Source organism: Caballeronia sp. dw_276 (assembly GCF_018449635.1).
In the GTDB taxonomy this organism is placed as follows: Bacteria; Pseudomonadota; Gammaproteobacteria; order Burkholderiales; family Burkholderiaceae; genus Caballeronia.
Map to the genome: position 1 here is coordinate 82,721 of NZ_JAAVUV010000010.1, position 19,310 is coordinate 102,030.

17 protein-coding genes are annotated in these 19,310 nt (G+C 60.2%); 9 read left to right on the forward strand and 8 right to left on the reverse strand.

What is annotated here, in order from left to right; all coding sequences use genetic code 11:
- Nucleotides 1-249: 249 nt before the first annotated feature.
- The 6 genes from HB633_RS20965 to mnmC all read right to left on the reverse strand — a co-directional run bounded on the left by HB633_RS20965 (nt 250) and on the right by mnmC (nt 8,184).
- A complete protein-coding gene (locus HB633_RS20965; protein ID WP_213780078.1) occupies nt 250-975 on the reverse strand; it encodes an MOSC domain-containing protein in 726 nt (241 codons plus the stop codon).
- 17 nt (nt 976-992) lie between these two features.
- Nucleotides 993-1,712 (reverse strand): glutamine amidotransferase, encoded by a 720-nt coding sequence (locus HB633_RS20970; protein WP_213780079.1) that lies wholly within the window; start codon nt 1,710-1,712, stop codon nt 993-995.
- Between the two features lie 235 nt (nt 1,713-1,947).
- Nucleotides 1,948-2,592 carry a MarR family winged helix-turn-helix transcriptional regulator gene (locus HB633_RS20975; RefSeq protein ID WP_213780080.1) on the reverse strand — a complete coding sequence of 215 codons (645 nt, stop codon included), beginning with the start codon at nt 2,590-2,592 and terminating at the stop codon, nt 1,948-1,950.
- Nucleotides 2,593-3,298: 706 nt separating this feature from the next.
- The gene (locus HB633_RS20980; RefSeq protein WP_213780081.1) at nt 3,299-4,414 is read right to left on the reverse strand and encodes a YbdK family carboxylate-amine ligase; all 1,116 of its coding nucleotides are present in this window, start codon (nt 4,412-4,414) and stop codon (nt 3,299-3,301) included.
- Between the two features lie 48 nt (nt 4,415-4,462).
- Nucleotides 4,463-5,665 carry a cation:proton antiporter gene (locus HB633_RS20985; protein WP_213780082.1) on the reverse strand — a complete coding sequence of 401 codons (1,203 nt, stop codon included), beginning with the start codon at nt 5,663-5,665 and terminating at the stop codon, nt 4,463-4,465.
- 704 nt (nt 5,666-6,369) lie between these two features.
- Nucleotides 6,370-8,184 carry a bifunctional tRNA (5-methylaminomethyl-2-thiouridine)(34)-methyltransferase MnmD/FAD-dependent 5-carboxymethylaminomethyl-2-thiouridine(34) oxidoreductase MnmC gene (gene mnmC / locus HB633_RS20990; protein WP_213780083.1) on the reverse strand — a complete coding sequence of 605 codons (1,815 nt, stop codon included), beginning with the start codon at nt 8,182-8,184 and terminating at the stop codon, nt 6,370-6,372.
- A gap of 464 nt (nt 8,185-8,648) precedes the next feature.
- Between mnmC and HB633_RS20995 the strand changes: the two genes are divergently transcribed.
- Nucleotides 8,649-8,927, forward strand: a complete 279-nt coding sequence (locus HB633_RS20995; RefSeq protein ID WP_031364544.1) for an HU family DNA-binding protein — start codon at nt 8,649-8,651, stop codon at nt 8,925-8,927.
- A gap of 97 nt (nt 8,928-9,024) precedes the next feature.
- Here the strand turns inward: HB633_RS20995 and HB633_RS21000 are convergent, their stop codons facing one another.
- On the reverse strand, nt 9,025-10,185 hold the full coding sequence (locus HB633_RS21000) for a GTP-binding protein (RefSeq protein WP_213780084.1): 1,161 nt from the start codon (nt 10,183-10,185) through the stop codon (nt 9,025-9,027).
- Nucleotides 10,186-10,365: 180 nt separating this feature from the next.
- The gene (locus HB633_RS21005) at nt 10,366-10,812 is read right to left on the reverse strand and encodes a lytic transglycosylase domain-containing protein (protein WP_056358949.1); all 447 of its coding nucleotides are present in this window, start codon (nt 10,810-10,812) and stop codon (nt 10,366-10,368) included.
- 690 nt (nt 10,813-11,502) lie between these two features.
- On the opposite strand from HB633_RS21005, the gene gspD reads away from it, so the two are divergent.
- The 8 genes from gspD (at nt 11,503) to HB633_RS21045 (ending at nt 19,308) form a co-directional block, all read left to right on the forward strand.
- Entirely contained in the window at nt 11,503-13,914 is a 2,412-nt protein-coding gene (gene gspD / locus HB633_RS21010) for a type II secretion system secretin GspD (RefSeq protein ID WP_213780085.1), read from the forward strand.
- Nucleotides 13,911-15,398, forward strand: coding sequence for a type II secretion system ATPase GspE (gspE, locus tag HB633_RS21015; RefSeq protein WP_346730344.1), 1,488 nt, complete (start codon nt 13,911-13,913; stop codon nt 15,396-15,398). Before gspD ends, gspE begins: the two co-directional genes overlap by 4 nt.
- A gap of 6 nt (nt 15,399-15,404) precedes the next feature.
- Complete coding sequence (gene gspF, locus HB633_RS21020; RefSeq protein ID WP_213780086.1) at nt 15,405-16,622, forward strand: type II secretion system inner membrane protein GspF; 1,218 nt, start codon at nt 15,405-15,407, stop codon at nt 16,620-16,622.
- Between the two features lie 13 nt (nt 16,623-16,635).
- Nucleotides 16,636-17,049: a type II secretion system protein N gene (locus tag HB633_RS21025; RefSeq protein WP_056358771.1), complete on the forward strand. Its 414-nt coding sequence runs from the start codon at nt 16,636-16,638 to the stop codon at nt 17,047-17,049.
- Nucleotides 17,050-17,250: 201 nt separating this feature from the next.
- A complete protein-coding gene (gspG, locus tag HB633_RS21030) occupies nt 17,251-17,712 on the forward strand; it encodes a type II secretion system major pseudopilin GspG (RefSeq protein WP_086380880.1) in 462 nt (153 codons plus the stop codon).
- A 114-nt stretch (nt 17,713-17,826) separates the two neighbouring features.
- Nucleotides 17,827-18,249, forward strand: a complete 423-nt coding sequence (locus HB633_RS21035; protein ID WP_235527560.1) for a GspH/FimT family pseudopilin — start codon at nt 17,827-17,829, stop codon at nt 18,247-18,249.
- Nucleotides 18,249-18,644 carry a type II secretion system minor pseudopilin GspI gene (gene gspI, locus HB633_RS21040; RefSeq protein WP_213780087.1) on the forward strand — a complete coding sequence of 132 codons (396 nt, stop codon included), beginning with the start codon at nt 18,249-18,251 and terminating at the stop codon, nt 18,642-18,644. Before HB633_RS21035 ends, gspI begins: the two co-directional genes overlap by 1 nt.
- On the forward strand, nt 18,622-19,308 hold the full coding sequence (locus tag HB633_RS21045; protein ID WP_213780088.1) for a prepilin-type N-terminal cleavage/methylation domain-containing protein: 687 nt from the start codon (nt 18,622-18,624) through the stop codon (nt 19,306-19,308). Before gspI ends, HB633_RS21045 begins: the two co-directional genes overlap by 23 nt.
- The last annotated feature ends 2 nt before the right edge of the window (nt 19,309-19,310 follow it).

Below are 19,310 nucleotides of genomic sequence, written 5' to 3' on the forward strand. Positions count from 1 at the left end.
CGCACTATTGGCCACTGTGCGTGGCGGCACTTCATTTCTTTGTCCAACGGCGACAAAGAAACGAAGCAAAGAAAACGCCTTTCCACAATCGGCACATAAGTGTCCAAAGCGTGCAGTTTTGGACTTTTTGGTACCCCAAAAGCACGCTCGGCGCATAACCGCGTCTTGCTGAAACCCTCCCCCTCCGAACACAGATACCCACACGCTTCGCCACCAGTGTGGGTAGCCGTTAATACGGAAACCATCCTCCTAGTTTGCGCCAGCGGGGGTGTCCAGGCGCATCGACCAGGATTCGGTTTTGCCACTCTCCAAACGCTTCGCCGCCGTGCTTCGCCACGATGGAGTCAAGGCCTCCAATGTAGCCATTTCTTCTAACGCCGCGCGGTCGTCGCGGTCTACATAGAAGACGCGCAGCAGTCGTTCGATGCTCCATTCCGCATGGGGTCGCGCTAGCCTTTCCACGGCGTCGCCCGCCGCTACTTCGCCAGGTTCCAGCACGCGGTAGTACCAGCCAGTGCGACGCGTGTCCTGCACGCGTCTCGACATGTCATCGCGGGAAAAATGCAGGTTGAGCTTCCAGCACGGCTGGCGCGGCTGCGATACCTGAACGATCACCGTGCCCATCCGATACACATCGCCAACACACACATCACTCTCGTTCATGCCGATCGTCGATATGTTCTCGCCAAATGCGCCCGGGGTATCGAAACGCAATAATCCCGCCGTTCCCGCCGATGCCTCCGATGCCTCCGGCCATTCTTCTCGCCATAGGGCGTAGTGGTCGCGGCTGTAGTGATGCAGCGCTTTTTCCGGGCCGCCATGATGCCTGCGTTCGTATTGATGGTCGCCTTCAAGGCCGGTTTCGCCAACGCGAACACGCGCCGCAAGCGCCACCTTGTGTATTGCGCTGCGCTTTCCTTGCGTGCCAAGCGGCGCAATCTTGCCGGCAAGAACTGCATCGATAACCGGATTCATCAGTCAACTCCCCCACTTCACTTGGCAGACTCGAAGCCGTCGAGCCATTCGCCGAACATCTTGCGCGCCGCACGTTCGAGCACGGGGCCGTACCGCGCGGTATCGGCGCGAAGGGTTATTACGTCAGTGCCACTTTCTGCCACTTCGCCCGGGTACGCGACAAGCCAGCTTTCGAACCGGTCCACGAGAACCTCAGGATGACATTGCAAACCGAGAACGTGATCGCCCCAACTGAATGCCTGGTTTTGGCAAACATCGGTCGATGCCAGCAATGTCGCGCCTTGAGGAAGATCAAATGTGTCGCCGTGCCAGTGAAGAACAGGCGTGGATTCGCCGTCGACCTCGAAGTGGCGCAAGGCCGACGCCCGGCCAGCATCGGTCAATGTGAGCGGCTTCCAGCCAAGTTCCTTCTGCGCCGCCGGATAAACCTTCGCGCCCAGCGCCCGTGCAATCAATTGCGCACCAAGACAAATGCCGATAGTCGGCAATCCCGCCTCGATGCGCTTTTTCAGCATTGTGAGCAACGGGTTCAGATGGGGGAAAAGCGCGTCGTCGTATGCACCGATAGGTCCACCGAGCACGACCATCAACGACGTATCGAGCGGATCCGGCGCTTCGATGCGGGCGCGGCCGACATCGAGATAACGCACGAGTTGACCGCGATCGCCCAGCACCAGTTCCAGACTGCCGAGATCTTCGAAATAGACGTGGCGTATCGCCAGGACTTCACGTTTCATCGGCGGTCATCCAGGATAAGCCGGCAAGCGGGGATCGGAACGGGCGTGCCACGCGGTGCACGTGCGGAAAATCAGGTCGAGCGTCGAGCGCTCCGATCAAGCGCGTCGAAATAGTCTAACCGAGACTCGATTGCTCCGCGCTCAACGCGAGATGCAAGGCGGCGAGCAAGAATGACAAAAGACGGCTCGCAAAAGGGAGCCGTCTCGTCGAACTGGTCTGGTCAAGCAGGGACGATTACGCGACCTGCGCGAAAATCTTCCAGTTCTTCTTCTGCTTGGAAAGATCGCCTTCTTCATAAACCGAACAATCCAGACGCAGGTCGGTATCGCCCATGTCGATGTTCAGCAGATTGCAGTGATGCGGCGTCTTCTTGGGATTCTTGCTCGCTTCGAGGTGCGTGCAGCTCAGGCACATGCGGTGCGGCGGAATTTGCTGCACGACTTCGAGCTGTCGAATGGTCTTGAGCAAGCTCCTGTACAGCTGCGTCTGCTCATCGGCTTTCAGCGTGCCGACGGCTTTCGTCAGGAACTCAGGCCAGACCAGCGCCTTCTTCGCAGCAGTACGGCCGCGCGCGGTCAGGCGCACGGCAAGCGCGCGGCCATCGTCGAGCGCACGGCGCTTTTCAACCAGGCCCTTGCTTTCCAGCGTGCTGACAGCGTCGCTGGTGGTCGCCGCGGTCAGCGCCGTTTCCCGTGCAATCTCGCCAAGCCGCATTGGCCCGCGCCGCTGCATCAGCAGCACGAGAATCTCACCCTGGGTCGGCGTGAGTCCCGCGCCTTCGGCCCATTCCCATGCCTGGCTGCGCATTGCCGTGCTCAACCGCAGCAAGCCGTGGGTCACCCGCCCTGTGGCCTGCTCTCCGTATACGCCTTCGCTCATAGTCGTTCGCTTCGTCTTTCTTGATGCTTATCTGATGTTCGGCAGCAACTTTGTACACCGGCAAAACGTCAGACCCCGCTCGTTTTGCCAAAGCCGCTGCTGGCTCGATCGCCGGCTAGTCCGACCGGCGAATCCTATCTTATCTACCACCGTCTCAAAATTCGGACGAAGCAAGCGATGCTACTCGTTCGTCGTCCGGATCATGCTTCATGCTTTTTGGCGGCGCCTCTTCGACAACCTCGAACGCCATTTTGTTTTTACCGGCTAACTACCCCCGCCGGTATGACCCGCCCCAAAACCGACATTCTAAGCGAGGCGGAACAAACGTACACCTTAGTTATTCATGAAAGCGTGTGGATAAGGCAGTGGATAACCGCATTATCCGATGTGCGCCGATTCTTGATAACCCGGCGTCCGTCAAAAACGGCTTGCGTGTTATCCCGTTTTCCCCGCGTTCGTGCAGACGTTGGCCCTACAGTTATGCGCACTCCAAACTGTTGAGTAAACGACGTTTTTGACGGTTGTCCACAGAATCAGGCCTTGCTTGTTAACTACTATTACGTATGTATACGACTTCACGACAGTAAACCTTAGAGGCGCGCTGCCGGTTTGAAGATCGCCTGGAAAATGATTATTCGCTGTAACTAAAACAACGAAAAAAAACCCGCCAGTCGGCGGGTTTGTACAGAAGCCTTGCAGATCTCCTTCATTCGCGCCACTGCAAGCATTGCTGACGAACGGCTTCGTGCAGCGAGCGTTCCCGATCGAAAACGCCACGCAGCCAGGTTGCATCGTTCATGTTGCTGCGGGCGATATCGCCCACCTGACGGAGCGCCTCGTTCGAACCGAGGGCATCGGCGTGAGGCGCGATGACATCGAGCGTCGCGAGAATGTCTTCTGCGATCGTGCGTCGTTCGCCCGTTTGTGGATCGATGCAACTGCCTTCCAGACCAAAGCGGCACGCCTCGAAACGGTTAAACGTGTAGACGAGGTAATCGTCTTCTTTCAACGTCAACGGCTTGTCGAGCAGAAGGTATCGGGCGAGCGTCTGGATGTAGCAGGCAATCGCCGCAGCACGATCCACGGACAACGGCGTGTCCATCACACGCACTTCGATGGTCCCGAAACCCGGCTTCGGGCGGATATCCCAATAAAAATCTTTCATGCTGTTGACCACGCCGGTGCTGACCATCTTCGAGAAATATTCCTCGAAGCTGTCCCAGGTCAGCGTGAACGGCGCGCGGCCCGACAGCGGAAACGCAAACACGGAATTCAGGCGCGCGGAATGAAAGCCGGTATCGACGCCTTGCACATACGGCGACGAAGCCGATAACGCGATGAAATGCGGAATGAAGCGCGACATGGAATGCAGCAGGAACAGCGCGCTGTCCGGATCCGGGCAACCAATGTGCACGTGCTGCCCGAACACCGTGAACTGCTTCGCGAGATAACCGTAGAGCTCGGAAAGATACTGGAACCGCGGTGTATCGAAGATCTGGCGGTCGCTCCACTGCTGGAAGGCGTGCGTGCCACCGCCACACAGCCCGACGTTCAGGTGGTCAGCGGCGGCCACGAGCGTGTCGCGGATCTTGTGAAGGTCCGTTACGGCCTGTTCGTGCGTCGTACAGATGCCCGTGGACAGCTCGATCATGCTTTCCGTGATCTCCGGCGTGATGCTGCCGGGGATTTTTTCGTCCTTGACGAGGCGCATCAGGTCGGACGCGGCCTTGGTCAGGTCGTAGTCGTGCGTGTTGACGACCTGGATCTCGAGTTCGACGCCAAACGTAAACGGCTCCGAATTGATGAAAGGTTCGAGTGACATGGTGCCTCTTGATTGACAAAGCCTTGTTAAAGCAACTTACCCGGCGACTTACTCGCGCCGCTCACCGACTGCCGACAGGCTTCGATACACCAGAAACGGCGTAACGATCTGCAATATGACGATCGAACACATGACGATCGCGCGCAATGTCGGGTCGTAATCGGGATACAGCACGTACATATCGTCCACGAGAAGATAGGCGAGCGCCGACATGGGCGTGAGCGCCACGCCGAGCGCCGCGCCCTGCTTCCAGTTCAGCCCGCTCGGCTTCGCGAAAATCAGCACACCGGCCAGCTTGCCGATAAACCGCGCAACGATCAGCGCCAGCGCCGCGACGCCGCCAAGCGCGATATCGCGCCATTCGAACGCGGTCAGCGTCAATGCGAACAGGATCACAGTCAGCAGCCAGCCGGCGGTGCCGAAATGGGTCGGCCAGAGCTGCGGCCGGTCATTCGAATTCTTCACGATAATGCCGGCCGCGAGCAGCGCGAGAATCGTCGACAGCTTGAACACGTGCGCAATTGCAATCGCCAGCAGCACGAGGCCAAACAGCGCGACGAAGGAATGTTCGTCGTTCGTATTGAGCCGCCGGTACAACAGGTTGCACGCAAGCGCGAGACCGAGCGCGAGCACGAGCGAACCGAGCAGCAAATAAAGCGGCTGCACGATGGTCGCCAGCGTATTGCCGTAAATCTCCTGATGCAGGACGCCGGCGGCGAGCTTTTCGACGACCACGGCGTACATGCTGTTGAGCGCGGTCAGCGTCAGAAGGCGCTGCGTGACCTGACCTTCGGCGCGCAGTTCGGTGCGAAGCTGGATCACCATCGCCGGCGACGTGGCCATGGCAATCGCGGCGATCACGACGGACGGCATGGTCGGAACCTTGCACAAGGTCAGCGCGATCAGGACGAAGCCGAATGTCAGCGTGCTTTCCGCAATGCTCGACAAGATCAGATACGGATTACGGCGAATCCACTTCAAATCGAGCCGGCTGCCGAGTTCGAACAGAAGCAGGCCGAGCGCTACATCGAGCAATGGTCGTGAAAGACCTGCAGAACTGACATCGATAACACCAAAGCCCGCATTGCCTGCAATCAGGCCGATGACGGCATATCCGGTAATTCGCGGCAAACGCCAGGCGCGCCATAGCAATTCACCACAGAGGCCAGCCGCCAGCAACGCAAGCCCGGCCCAGAAAATGGCATCGGGTGTGAGCGGCCAGGCGGGTAGAAATGAAAAGGCCGACTTCATCGTGAGGACTTCTCCTTTGCAGCTAGTGCGGATGGGCGGTAAAGGGACGTTTCGTCCGCAGCCGGCGATACCTGATGCGCAACCAGTTCCCGGACCGCGATTCGTTGCGTTTGATGTTGCGTGTGGCCGGCTCGACACGTTGGTCAAATGGCTCGGCTGCTGAGTTCACAGCGTGTGTGACCGCTGCGCGCGTTGGCGCGCCATGCAGCAAAAAAGCGATAAGCCGGCAAGGCGGCCAAACGAAAGAACGGCGATTGTGCCATAGCTCTTGGCCTCGACTGCACCCGCTCAGCGAGCGCTGAAGTGAAGCGGTAACAATGAATTTTTACATTTCGGAAGAAGGAAATTTATACCGTAAGAATCCCATGTTCGATTGGCGAAACCGGTGTTTTCCAACTTTGGACCTCGCCGATGACCCTTGTTTTAAGGTTTACAAGTTTTGTTTATATATAAGTAGTAGTAGTTAACAAGGCCGGCGATTTTCTGTGGATAACCTGCTTTTCGTGTTTGTTAACAATCGGTTGGAGGGCGAATAAGCGCGCCGTGAAGATGTGCGTCCTGGAGGGCGAACTCCGAACAACTTTCCGGCTTTTACGCTCGCAGCCGAGTTGTCCCGTTTACGCCCACAGCGAGTACACAGCTCATTCGCGCGAAATTCGATGACTTATCCACAGGCTACGGTGGATAAGGGGTGTGACGTGGTCTTAGACTATTTCGCCTTGCCGCAATGCGCGGAGAAAGAAGCGCGCCGGATCGATGGCTTCGGCAAGTTCACGCTCGATTGGCCAAGGTTCGCCTTCCAGTTGCGCCGCGATCAGTTCGGCGGCAAGTGCGGCCCAGATCAGGCCGCGCGATCCAAAAGCGAATGCGCCGTACAAACCCGGCATGCGCGGCAAGTCGAGCGGCCACGCGCCGGAAAGACGGGCGGCGTCGGCTCGGGCGGCGGGTTCGTCGACGAGAGAACCGATCATCGGCATGCGGTCGCTCGTGACCGAGCGGAATGCGACACGGCCTTCCAGCGTGGCCGTGCCGGGCGCGAAACCGTTCAGCGCCGGCAGCATCCTGCCCACGCGTTTCAGGTTTTCGATATGACCCGAAGGTTCGATACGCGGGTTGGTATCGTCGATATCGTAGGTCGCACCCGTCAGGGTCTTGTGCTGATCGAGCGGCACGGCGTAACCGTCGCCGACCATCGGGACGCGCAAGCCGTCGAGCGGACTTGCGTCCAGCACAGTGAGCTGCCCACGGACCCCGCGCGTCGGTTGGCCGTATAAACCGGCGAGGCGTTGCGCATCGCCGGCGTTTGCGAGGATCACAACCGGTGCTTCGGCGATGAACCGTCCGGTTGCATCGAAGGCCGTCCATACGCCGTTCTTGTGTTCGATGCGATCAATTTGCAGGCCAAAGTGCGACGTCAGCCGATCGCCGGCAACCGCGCATTGCGCCACGCACACGGCGCCTGGCGAAATCGAGCCACCTTGGGGAAAAAACCATCCCGCACGCGAGACCGGCTGGCCGGCAAGGCGGCTGGCTTCGTGTTCATCGACCGCGTTTATGTAGGCGCGCGGCAGGCCGAAGCGCGTGATCGCCGACGCGATGGCAAGCGCGTCTTCCGCCGAGTCGGCAATTTGCAGAAGGCCGTCGCGGCTGCGTCTGAGGTCGTGGCCATTTTGTTCGAGCACGGACCATCGATGCAGCGCGTAGAGGAATCCGGCGCGCGTGAGGCGGGCGGCGATGCTGTCGTCGCGCCAGACGATCGGGTGAAATACGCCGGCGGGGTTGCCGGACGCATCGCGGGCAGGGCTTGCGTGCCGGTCGATCAGCGTGACCCGCCATCCGCGCGATGCCAGTCGCTCCGTGATCGCGCAACCACCCAGCCCGGCGCCGATGACCATCGCGTGCCGTGTGGCTTTGTTTTCGGCTGGCGGGAACGCCGTGGGCGGTTTATGCCGCCGCACACGCCAGCGCGGCGCAAACCGGGCGTTCACATAGTGGGAGCTTTCATCGATTTTGAAGCCCGCGTCGTTCAAAGCTTTGGGCAATTCTGGATGAGCATCCGCGCAAAGGGTGGCGTTGTCGCCGGCAATGCGCGCCAAAGCCTTCGCAACAAACGGCAGCGTTTCCCCGAACGCAGCGCTATGTAGATAGAACGAATCCGCGCGCATCCATAGTTTCTGCAACATGCTTTGCGCGTCGCCGGCAGCGAGGGTCAGCACGACGTGCCCATCATCGAATTCCAGCCGATGAACCCCTGCAACGGGCATTGGCCACGCATCGGCCAGAAGCTTCGATAACGCCGGCTGATCGGCCATCACGGGAGGCGTGGTCATCGAATCCAGCGCCGCAACTGCTACAAAATGCAGGCGCTCGCAACGCTGCGGATCGTCGCGCCAGGCGCTCCATGTGTCGATAAACCGCCGGCCTGCATCGAATTGCGTATGGAGAACGGTGAAATTGCGCCGTCCGGCCCAGCGAGAACGGTCGAGGAGAAGGGGCGCGTTGCGTACAGAATCGATCATGCGTCAGCTTGAAAACCCAACTAATGAGATGAACCCGATAAATGACGCGCGAAGCGACCCCTTTCCGTATGTTTCCGGGATGTTTGTTCGCGCCCCGGAAACCCAATAGGGGCAAGGCTTTGCGTACAATCAGGCCGAACATTTACGTAAGCGTTGGCAAAAACCAACGACGGCCATGGCCCGCCGAGCAAAATCATTGCTTGCGGATGCAAATTCATAGCAAAGGTTTGCGACCCTGCCGGATCATGCGTAAATCTTCGAAACCCTTGTCCTGATTGGGTTTGCGCTGCGTTATGATAACAACCGCCGAGTACGGAGGCGGCCAGGCTGCCGGGGGTTGAGGGTTTGCCGGAACAGCGGGCCAGGAGGCTCGACCCGCGCCAGTACTCGACTGCAAGGCCCGCGCACGTATAATCGGCGCGTTCGCGCTGTTCGTGTCAACCTAAACTGATAAAGGAACCTTAATGAATAAACAGGAACTGATCGACGCCGTGGCCGCTCAGACCGGCGCCAGCAAGGCTCAAACCGGCGAAACGCTGGACACGTTGCTCGAAGTGGTCAAAAAGGCTGTCTCGAAGGGCGACGCCGTGCAGTTGATTGGCTTCGGCAGCTTCGGCTCGGGCAAGCGCGCAGCGCGCACCGGCCGCAATCCGAAGACCGGCGAATCCATCAAGATTCCGGCAGCCAAGACCGTGAAGTTCACGGCTGGCAAAGCATTCAAGGACGCAGTGAACAAGCGGTAAGTTGCAGCCGATTGTCCGCGCCGAACCGTAGTTCAGCGCACGTAACCCGCCCGGGCATCAGCCGCCGGCGGGTTTTTTTTCGTCCTTTGCTTTTGCGTCACTGATGATGTCCGTGCGCGCCGCAATCGCAGTCGTCGCCGTGATCGTGTTCGTGGTCGTGCTCATGATCGTGATCGTCGTCATCCATTTCCCACGATGGGAACGGATCGCTGAACGCAAGCCACGCTTGTGCGCCTTGTGACCATTCTTGGTCGGTGAGCAGGCAGGCATCGAAGGCGCCGCGCCAGTGCTTTTCATCCAGCTCCTTGCCGATGATCGCCAGTTCCTGGCGGCGATCGCCAACGCTCATGTCGTCGGCGTCTCCAAACCAGTCAGCCGCGATTTCGGCTTCGAGTTCGGCGTCGCCGGTCGGCCACTCGCTGCGGTCCTGAGCTGCCCACCACATGCCCGCCGGGCCATGCCGCAGCGCGCTGCCCGCTTGCGAAAGCGATCCGCCGATGTCGCTGCGCGTCGCGAGCCAGAAAAAGCCCTTGGACCGCAGGACGCCGGTCCATTCCTGATGCAGGAGCGACCAGAGCCGCTCGGGATGAAATGGCCGCCGCGCCCGATACACAAAACCGCCGATTCCCGATTCGTTCGCTGCAACGAGCGGCGCGGCGTCGGGTTCTGCGTTCAGCATTTCCAGCCAGCCGGGTGCGCTCGATGTCGCATCGAAGTCGAAACGGTCGGTATTCACGACGTCTTTCAACGGCACGACGCCAAAGCTTGCATCGATCAAATCGGCGCGCGGATTGAGCGCGTGGAGAATGTCGCGAAGCTCGACCAACGCAGGCGCGCTGATGAGATCGGTTTTGTTGATCACGATGACATCGCAGAATTCGATTTGCGCGACCAGCGTTTCCACAACCGTGCGGTCGCCTTCCTCGTCGTGGCCGAGTACGTCGGTCGAAGCGTAATCGCGCGGGAAGTTCTGCGCGTCGATCACGGTCACGATGGTGTCGAGGTAGGCAATGTCGTTATCGAAGACGAGATTTTCCGCGATCGTCTGCGGATCGTCGTGACCTGAGGCCTCGACCACGATTGCATCGAAATTCTGTTCGGCCGCGACGCGCGCGATCTCGTTCGAAAGATCGCCCGTCTCACTCGATACCACCGCGATGCGCAAGGCAACGCGGTCCGCGAGGATGTGATTGACGAGCGTGGTCTTGCCTGCACCCGGCAGACCGGCGAGTACGGTGACTGGCAATGGTTGGTTCATCGGGTTGGCATCGAAAGAAAGGCGCTGATTCGCGCGCGCGGCCACGTTTCACGCGGTGCGCTTTGGAGGAAATCGCCTCTTCGGACGGCGAGCTGGAACGCGGAATTGTGCATCAAACGCGGCTGGAACGCCGCGCCATGCGATGAAATACGATTGAACCGAAACGGAAATTCAGAAGGATCAGCGCGACGCCGTCAGCAGTTTCCACTTACCGAGGATGGCGATGATCTGCTTGGAGTACTGATCGCGCAACGCCGGCGTTTCCGAGTGATACGCGCCGACCGCCTGCCACGTGTTGCCATATTTGTTCATTTTCTGGCGCAGATGCCACGCCGCGACGTACACCGACTTGCACGGTTCCATCAGCGTAGTGGTGGAAATGCCGTACTGCGCGAGCTGACCCAGATGGATGGAATTGATCTGCATCAGGCCGTAATCGATCGAACCATTCGCGTTCTTGTTCATGGCGTCGGGCTGGTTATGCGACTCCTGCCACGCGATCGCCCGCAAGATCAGCGGGTTCACTTTCTGGTACTTGGCGGCTTCGTCAAAGCAGTCCGCGTGCGCAGGCGCGGCCACTAGCAGACCGCCAAATCCAAGCGCAAAAAGTTGCAACACGAGTTTCATCATCTTTAGGTCCACTCAATCAACCGCATGCCCAAATTGGGCACGCCGTTTCGTTTCGCGAGGCTCGGGACACAACGGCCCTCACGCCCCGGCAAAACCGGGTAAGGCGGGGTAATACGAGGTAAGGCATTGAAAACACGGGAAAACCCACCCGCACGAAGCGAATCCAACAGGCCAATCCGCCCGTATCATACCGGCAGACTATTGCGTTTTAAATTCAGCCGTCCGACATAGGCCAGCCATGTAACGCCATAACTCACAAAGTTTTTTGCAAGCAAAGGTTTCATGTGATCTTTGCTTTATATGCCGGTTCGGTCCGCGGACGTCGCCCGGACGGGGGAAGCGGCATAAATATGACAATTCCTAGACACCTTGCTGGGGAAAGGATGACCAAAAAGGGGTTGGAAAGCTCAGGAAAAATTTACTTTGTTCCGATGGAATTGTTTGAATCTTCAGGTGTTTTTAAAAATTATGTGCCGTCAGCCAATTGATAGCGCTTTTGTGACAAAACCGACATCAAAAGCTGCTATGGTTCACGTTTTTGGGATATGGCATTGCCCGGGCATCGGCCCTGGAAACGTTCGCATCGGATCATCGTGGCGGTAAAAGTGTCGAATTGACGCTAAAAACGGTGCGCCGGACGTGCGTTATCAGCAGGTCTAGACATCACACTCCATGAGAAGAAAACGTATGGCATTGCGTCGCGCCGCGACGGCCTTGCTGGTGGCTGGTCTTGTCACCACGCAACTTGCGCACGCACAGGTGACGCTGAATTTCGTCAACGCGGACATCGATCAGGTCGCGAAGGCGATCGGCGCCGCGACGGGAAAAACGATCATCGTCGATCCTCGGGTCAAAGGGCAATTGAATCTGGTATCGGAAAATCCGGTCCCGGAGGACCAGGCCTTGAAGACGCTCCAGTCCGCATTGCGGATGCAAGGTTTTTCGCTCGTGCAGGATCACGGAGTGCTCAAGGTCGTGCCTGAAGCCGATGCCAAGCTGCAGGGCGTCCCGACCTACGTAGGCAACGCGCCGACCGCGCGGGGCGACCAGGTCATCACGCAAGTCTTCGAGCTGCATAACGAGTCGGCCAACAACGTGTTGCCGGTGCTGCGTCCGCTGATCTCGCCGAACAACACCATCGCCGCTTATCCGGCGAACAACACGCTGGTCGTGACCGATTACGCCGACAACGTGCGGCGTATCGGCAGCATCATCGCGGGTATCGATACAGCGGCGGGACGTCAGGTCGATGTCGTCACGCTGAAGAACGCGAACGCGCTCGACGTCGCCGAACAGATGAGCAAGTTGCTTGATCCGGGTTCGATCGGCAGCACCGACGCCACACTGAAAGTTACCGTTACCGCCGATTCGCGCACGAACTCGCTGTTGCTGCGCGCCTCCAGCGGAGCACGGCTCGCCGCGGCCAAGCAACTGGCGAAAAAGCTCGACTCCGCGACCACGCAGCCCGGCAACATGCACGTCGTCACGTTGCGCAACGCTGACGCCTCACGCCTCGCCAAGACCTTGCGCGCGATGATGGGCAAGGGCGGCGACAGCTCGTCATCTTCTTCGGGATCGGGTTCGTCGAGCAACTCAGGCGGGTCGTTTGGCCAGAGCGGCCTCGGGTCGAATTCATCCACTGGCACGAACGGCTTGCCGCCGTTGCCGGGCGGCCTGGGCGGCAGCAGCTCGGCATCCAGCAGCAATCCAATGGGCGGCGGCGGCCAGAGCAGCGACAAGGGTTTCGGCAACAACAACGACAGCAACAGCAGCAACGATCAGCCCGGCAACGGCATGATCCAGGCCGATACATCCACGAACTCGCTGATCATCACGGCGTCGGACCCGGTGTATCGCAACTTGCGCGCGGTCATCGATCAACTCGATGCACGCCGTCCGCAGGTTTATATCGAAGCGCTGATCGTGGAGCTTTCTGCGACCACGGGCGCGAATCTCGGGATTCAGTGGCAGGGCGCGTTGCTCTCGAAGGGCGGCAACAACGCCATTTACGGCGGCTCGAACTTCGGCACGGGCTCGAGCAACATTGTCGACCTGACCGCCGCCGGGTACGCGGCCGGGAGCAATCCTTCAGCGCTGGCAGGACAAACCGGGCTGCTCGCCCAGGGCCTGAACATCGGCTTGCTGCACAAGTTCGGTAACTTCTTTGGCCTCGGCGGCTTGCTCCAGGCGCTGTCGACATCGGCGGATGCAAACATTCTTTCAACGCCTAACCTCATTACGCTCGACAACGAGGAAGCGAAGATCGTGGTCGGGCAGAACGTGCCGGTCGTGACCGGTTCGTACGCCACGCCGACGGCGAACACGGGCACGTCGGTGTCCGCATTCAACACGTTCGACCGGCGCGACGTGGGTGTGACGCTGCACGTGAAACCGCAGATCACGCAGGACGGCATCCTGAAGCTTCAGCTGTACCAGGAAGATTCGAGTGTCGATAACACCACGACCAACAATCCGGGCGGCGTGACCATCAACACGCGTTCCATTCAGTCGACCATTCTTGCCGACGACGGCGAGATTGTGGTGCTGGGCGGCTTGATGCAGGACCAGTACAACACGAGCAACAGCAAGATCCCGTTGCTCGGCGATATTCCGTGGGTCGGGCAGTTGTTCCGCAGCGAGCAGAAGACGCGGACGAAAACCAACCTGATGGTGTTCCTGCGTCCGGTGATCGTGCGCGATCAGGCGACCAGTTCGCAGATCTCGAACGATCGCTACGATTATCTGCGTCAGCAACAATACAACTCGATATCCGATAACCGTATCGAGAAGGATCGCGATGTTCCGGTCCTGCCGCCGGCGCCGATCGGCCCGAGTCAGGGCGGCGTGCCGTCGCAGAACCTGTTCGACTGGAACAACATGACGCGCTCGCCGTCGCAAGGCGGCAGCTCGACATTGCCGCAAGCAAAGCCGCCGAGAGGCCAGCAGCAGTCGCTCGAGCAACAAATCGAAGGACCGCAGCAGCCGTATCAGCAGCCTCCTCAGCCGCAGCAGCCCGCGAACGTGAACAACTACGCCGTGCCGAACAACAATCCGGCGCCGGGCGTGCCGCTGAATGGCGATGCGGGAGCCAAGCCGTGAGTACGTTGAACCTGTCCGCATCGAATGTCGCCACGAGTGTTCCGTCGCCGCTTGCGGCCCGGCTGATTCCGTACGCGTTCGCGCGCACGGGGCAGATTCTCGTCGCGCATCAGCACGCGGACAGCATCGAAGTGTGGATCAGCGATAAAACCAGCGACGCCGCACTTGCCGAAGTCGCGCGCAATTTTGGCGCGGTATCGATTGTGCGTTTGCCGGTGGACGAGCTTTCCGCCGCGATCAACTCGGCGTATGCGCGCAACGACGGCAGCGCGGCGCAAGTCGTCGGTGAAGTGGAAGGCGAAGTCGATCTCTCGCGTTTGATGCAGGACATTCCCGAGATCGAGGATTTGCTCGAATCGGAAGACGACGCGCCGATCATCCGCATGATCAACGCGTTGCTGACGCAGGCGGCGCGCGAACAGGCATCGGATATTCATATCGAACCGTTCGAGACGTCGTCCGTTGTGCGCTTTCGTGTCGATGGCACTTTGCGCGACGTCGTGCGCCCGAAGAAAGCGTTGCACGGCGCGCTGATCTCGCGGATCAAGATCATGGCGCAGCTCGACATTGCCGAAAAACGCCTGCCGCAAGATGGACGGATCACGCTGCGCGTGGGCGGCCGTCCCGTCGATGTGCGCGTTTCCACATTGCCGACCGGTCACGGCGAACGCGCTGTGCTGCGTTTGCTGGAAAAAGACGCGCAACGCCTGAATCTCGAAACGCTTGGCATGGCGCGCGATACGCTGGTTCACTTCGACAAGCTGATCGGCCGTCCGCACGGCATCGTGCTTGTGACGGGCCCGACGGGTTCCGGCAAGACAACCACGCTCTACGCCGCGATGTCGCGCCTCGAAACGGCGACCACCAATATCATGACGGTGGAAGATCCTATCGAATACGACCTGGGCGGGATCGGTCAGACCCAGGTGAACGAGCGCATTGGGATGACCTTCGCGCGCGCGTTGCGATCGATTCTGCGGCAGGACCCGGACATCATCATGATCGGGGAAATCCGCGATCTGGAAACGGCGCAGATTGCGGTGCAGGCGTCGCTGACGGGCCACCTCGTGCTCGCGACGCTGCACACGAACGACGCGGCATCGGCGGTGACACGTCTTACCGATATGGGCGTCGAACCGTATTTGCTGGCTTCGTCGCTGCTTGGCGTTCTGGCGCAGCGGCTCGTGCGCCAGTTGTGTCCGGTGTGCAAGGAACAGCGCACGGAGAATGGCCATATGCATTGGCATGCGGTCGGCTGCGATAAATGCGGCCACTCGGGCTATGCAGGGCGGCGCGGCGTGTACGAGCTACTGCTGCTCGACGATCCGATCCGCGCGCTGATTCACCGCAATGCATCGGATGCCGAAATTTTGACCGCTGGCCGCGAACAAGGCATGCGCACGCTGCGCGAGGACGCCAACCGGTGGCTGGCGACTGGCGCGACTTCGCTGGAAGAAGTGCTGCGCGTGACGGGCGGAGATTAAACATCCATGCCGGCGTTTCGTTTTGAAGCAATCGATCAGGCGGGCAAGTCGCAAACAGGCGTACTCGATGCCGACAGCGCCCGTTCCGCGCGCAGCCAGCTCAGAACGCAGGGGCTGACGCCGCTTGTCGTAGAAGCGGCAGGGTCGCGTACGCGCGGTGAGCGCAAACAGCGGTTATCGCTGGGAAAACGTCTGTCGCAGCGCGAGCAGGCCATTCTCACGCGGCAACTTGCCAGCTTGTTGATCGCGGGCTTGCCGCTCGGCGAGACCCTCTCGGTTTTGACCGAACAATCGGAGCGCGATTACATCCGCGAACTGATGGCCGCGATTCGCGCCGAAGTGCTCGGCGGCCATTCGTTCGCCAATGCGCTCGCCGAACATCCGCGCGACTTTCCGGAGATTTATCGGGCGCTCGTGGCGGCGGGCGAACATACCGGCAAGCTCGGCCTCGTGTTGTCGCGGCTTGCGGATTACATCGAGCAACGCAATGCGCTCAAGCAGAAGATCGTGCTCGCGTTCACGTATCCGGCGATCGTCACGTTGATCGCGTTCGGGATCGTGACGTTCTTGCTGAGCTACGTCGTGCCGCAAGTGGTGAACGTGTTCGCAAGCACCAAACAATCGCTGCCGTTTCTCACCATCGCGATGATGGCGCTTTCCGGTTTCGTCCGGAATTACTGGTGGGCGATGCTGATTGGCGTGATCGCTATCAGCTGGTTCATCAGGCAACTGCTCGCGCGGCCTGGTCCACGCATGGCGTTCGACCGATGGCTTTTGACCGCGCCGCTACTTGGCAAACTCGTGCGCGGCTATAACACCGTGCGTTTCGCCAGCACGCTTGCCATCCTGACAGCGGCCGGCGTGCCGATCCTGCGTGCGCTGCAAGCCGCCGGCGAAACGCTGAGCAACCGCGCGATGAGCGAAAACGTCGAAGACGCGATCATTCGTGTGCGCGAAGGCACGTCGCTGTCGCGCGCGCTTGGCAATACGAAGACGTTTCCGCCGGTGCTCGTGCATTTGATCCGCTCAGGCGAAGCGACCGGCGACGTGACGACCATGCTCGACCGCGCGTCCGAGGGCGAAGCGCGTGAACTCGAACGCCGCACCATGTTCCTGACAAGCCTGCTCGAACCGCTCCTGATCCTCGCGATGGGCGGCGTCGTTCTCGTGATCGTGCTGGCGGTGATGTTGCCGATCATCGAATTGAATAATCTGGTGCAGTGAAGAAGTCGACCCTATGAACGCCCTCCAAACCCGCCTTCTTACGCTCGTCGCGCTCGCCGTTTTCTGCGCGACGCTGACCTGGTGGATCGTCACGCTGACATCGCATCAGAGTGCGCCGTTGCCGGCGGCGGCGGCAGGGCGCGCGCCATCGACGGAACTTGCGGCCACCTTGTTCGGCGGCCAGTTGAAGCGCCAGGAAAACCAGGACGTGCACTTGTTCGGGATTCTTTCGCTGCAGCACGGCGCGGCGGCGATCGTCAGTTACGGCGGCGAACCGGCGAAGGCCATTTCGCTCGGCGGACCGCTTACCCAAGGCGTGACGATCAAGGAAGTGCGGGCGCGCTCGATCATCATCGATAGAAAAGGCGCGCTCTCCGAAGTGTTCCTGCCGCCGAACGCGCCGGGACCGACAATTTACGTGCGTTGATATCGCGCGAGATCAAAGGGATCGAACAAGGCGGGCGTCGAGGCGAAATCACCTTACGCCAGACCTATAGAATGCTTTCCTGTCCGCAACAACCGCGCGTTGTCAGCTGGACAGACAGTGAAATCCCGGCGCGGGCAGCTGATACGCGAGCGCCGTGAACGACATCAAATTGGAAAGGAAGATCAAGTCATGCAAATGTTGATGAAGCGCCGCGACGCACTCCAGACGGCGCAAGGCACGCAGAAAAAACGTCAGCGCGGTTTTACGCTGATCGAAATCATGGTGGTGATCGCCATCCTCGGGATTCTCGCGGCGCTGATCGTGCCGAAGATCATGAGCCGTCCGGACGAGGCGCGCCGCGTGGCGGCGAAGCAGGATATCGGCACGATCATGCAGGCGATGAAGTTGTACAGGCTCGACAACGGCCGCTACCCGACGCAAGAGCAAGGTTTGCGCGCGCTGATCGAAAAGCCGACCAACGATCCGATCCCGAACAACTGGAAGGACGGCGGTTATCTCGAACGCCTGCCGAATGACCCGTGGGGCGCGCAATACCAGTATCTGAACCCGGGCGTGCACGGCGAAGTGGACGTGTTCAGCTACGGCGCGGATAACAAGCCGGGCGGCGAGGGCAATGATGCCGACGTCGGCTCGTGGCAATAAGCCTCTTTTATAGAAATAACCGACGTGAACCAGCAGCACGAGCCGGATCGTTCAGCCTTCAAGCCGCAGCGCGCGGCGAAGGCGCGGCCGCAAGCGGGTTTCACGTTGCTGGAAATGCTGGTGGTGCTGGTGATCGCGGGATTGCTGGTATCGCTGGCCTCGCTGCAGTTGACGCGCAACCCGCGCACCGACCTGAACGAAGAAGCGCAGCGGCTCGCGCTTTTGTTTGAATCGGCGGGCGACGAGGCGCAAGTGCGCGCGCGGCCGATCGCGTGGCAGCCGCTCGACGGCGGTTTTCGTTTCGATGTCCGTACCGAGGACGGCTGGCGGCCGTTGCGCGACGACTTGCTGCGACCGCGCCGCTGGGAAGGCGGCGTGACCGGCGTGACGATTCAGTATCTGGGCTCGGATCAGGAAGCGAACCGGCTGGTGTTCGGCACGGAAGCCATCGATACCCCCATGGAAGTGACCATCGTCTCGGCGGTCGGACGCGCGACGATCGTGGGTACGGGCAACGGCCGGTATCGGGTGCGGTGATGGCGAAGTTTTCACGCACAAAACGCGCACGCGGTTTCACGATGATCGAAGTGCTCGTCGCGCTGGCGATCATCGCGGTGGCGCTGGCGGCATCGCTTCGGGCGGTGGGTTCTCTCGCCACCGGCGAGGCCGATCTGCACAACAGGCTGCTCGCCGGATGGAGCGCCGACAACGAGCTCGCGCAGTTGCGGCTGACGCATGTGTGGCCGGAAATCGGCACGAAGACATTTGATTGTTCGCAGGGGAATTTGAAGCTGGTTTGCACGGATCGCGTGACGTCCACGCCGAATCCGATCTTCAGGAAAGTGGAAGTGTTCGTCACGTCGCCCGGCCGGCCCGGCAATCTCGCGCAAATGGTCATGGTGGTGGCGAATGAAACCAATCGTTCGCTCTAAGCGGCCTGTTCGCGGCGCGCGCGGCGATCGTGGCTTCACGCTGATCGAGATGCTGGTCGCAATCGCGATCCTGGCGGTGATCGCAGTGCTGTCGTGGCGCGGTCTCGACCAGATCATGCGCGGCCGCACGACCATCACGAACGCGATGGAAGACGAGCGCGTGGTGCAGCAACTGTTCGACCAGATGCGCATAGACGCCCGCCAGGCCGCAACCGACGACGAAGCCGGCCAGGCGGCGGTATCGATTGGCGGGAATTCGCTGCAGATCGTGCGCGGCGTGTACGCGGCGGGCTCGGCGCCGCGTTTGCAAGTGATTCGATACCGGCTGAGCAATGGGCTGGTCGTGCGGTTTGCATCGCCGCCGCTTGGGAATATTGGCGAAGTGCGGCGGGCTTTGTCGGCGGGAGACGGGGCGGACGGCTGGTCATCGATTCCGCTGATGGCCGGCGTCACGACCTTCGCCACGCGCGCATACGTGCCCAAAACCGGCTGGACGATGAGGATGGCGGACGTGACCTCGCAGATCACGCAAAACGACAACAACCTGAAAGTGCCGCAACTTGGCAACGCGCCATTGCCGCGCGCCGTGACCGGCATTCAGATTGCGGTCGGCGCGCACAATCTTGCGGCGCCGATCACGCGCGTTTTCCTGGTCGGAGAATGATG

What these genes read in the sequence shown, in the direction of transcription:
- HB633_RS20965 (WP_213780078.1), bottom strand. Translation starts at nt 975, where the DNA reads ATGAATCCGGTTATCGATGCAGTTCTTGCCGGCAAGATTGCGCCGCTT.
- HB633_RS20970 (WP_213780079.1), bottom strand. Translation starts at nt 1,712, where the DNA reads ATGAAACGTGAAGTCCTGGCGATACGCCACGTCTATTTCGAAGATCTC.
- HB633_RS20975 (WP_213780080.1), bottom strand. Translation starts at nt 2,592, where the DNA reads ATGAGCGAAGGCGTATACGGAGAGCAGGCCACAGGGCGGGTGACCCAC.
- HB633_RS20980 (WP_213780081.1), bottom strand. Translation starts at nt 4,414, where the DNA reads ATGTCACTCGAACCTTTCATCAATTCGGAGCCGTTTACGTTTGGCGTC.
- HB633_RS20985 (WP_213780082.1), bottom strand. Translation starts at nt 5,665, where the DNA reads ATGAAGTCGGCCTTTTCATTTCTACCCGCCTGGCCGCTCACACCCGAT.
- mnmC (WP_213780083.1), bottom strand. Translation starts at nt 8,184, where the DNA reads ATGATCGATTCTGTACGCAACGCGCCCCTTCTCCTCGACCGTTCTCGC.
- HB633_RS20995 (WP_031364544.1), top strand. Translation starts at nt 8,649, where the DNA reads ATGAATAAACAGGAACTGATCGACGCCGTGGCCGCTCAGACCGGCGCC.
- HB633_RS21000 (WP_213780084.1), bottom strand. Translation starts at nt 10,185, where the DNA reads ATGAACCAACCATTGCCAGTCACCGTACTCGCCGGTCTGCCGGGTGCA.
- HB633_RS21005 (WP_056358949.1), bottom strand. Translation starts at nt 10,812, where the DNA reads ATGAAACTCGTGTTGCAACTTTTTGCGCTTGGATTTGGCGGTCTGCTA.
- gspD (WP_213780085.1), top strand. Translation starts at nt 11,503, where the DNA reads ATGGCATTGCGTCGCGCCGCGACGGCCTTGCTGGTGGCTGGTCTTGTC.
- gspF (WP_213780086.1), top strand. Translation starts at nt 15,405, where the DNA reads ATGCCGGCGTTTCGTTTTGAAGCAATCGATCAGGCGGGCAAGTCGCAA.
- HB633_RS21025 (WP_056358771.1), top strand. Translation starts at nt 16,636, where the DNA reads ATGAACGCCCTCCAAACCCGCCTTCTTACGCTCGTCGCGCTCGCCGTT.
- gspG (WP_086380880.1), top strand. Translation starts at nt 17,251, where the DNA reads ATGAAGCGCCGCGACGCACTCCAGACGGCGCAAGGCACGCAGAAAAAA.
- HB633_RS21035 (WP_235527560.1), top strand. Translation starts at nt 17,827, where the DNA reads ATGCTGGTGGTGCTGGTGATCGCGGGATTGCTGGTATCGCTGGCCTCG.
- gspI (WP_213780087.1), top strand. Translation starts at nt 18,249, where the DNA reads ATGGCGAAGTTTTCACGCACAAAACGCGCACGCGGTTTCACGATGATC.
- HB633_RS21045 (WP_213780088.1), top strand. Translation starts at nt 18,622, where the DNA reads ATGAAACCAATCGTTCGCTCTAAGCGGCCTGTTCGCGGCGCGCGCGGC.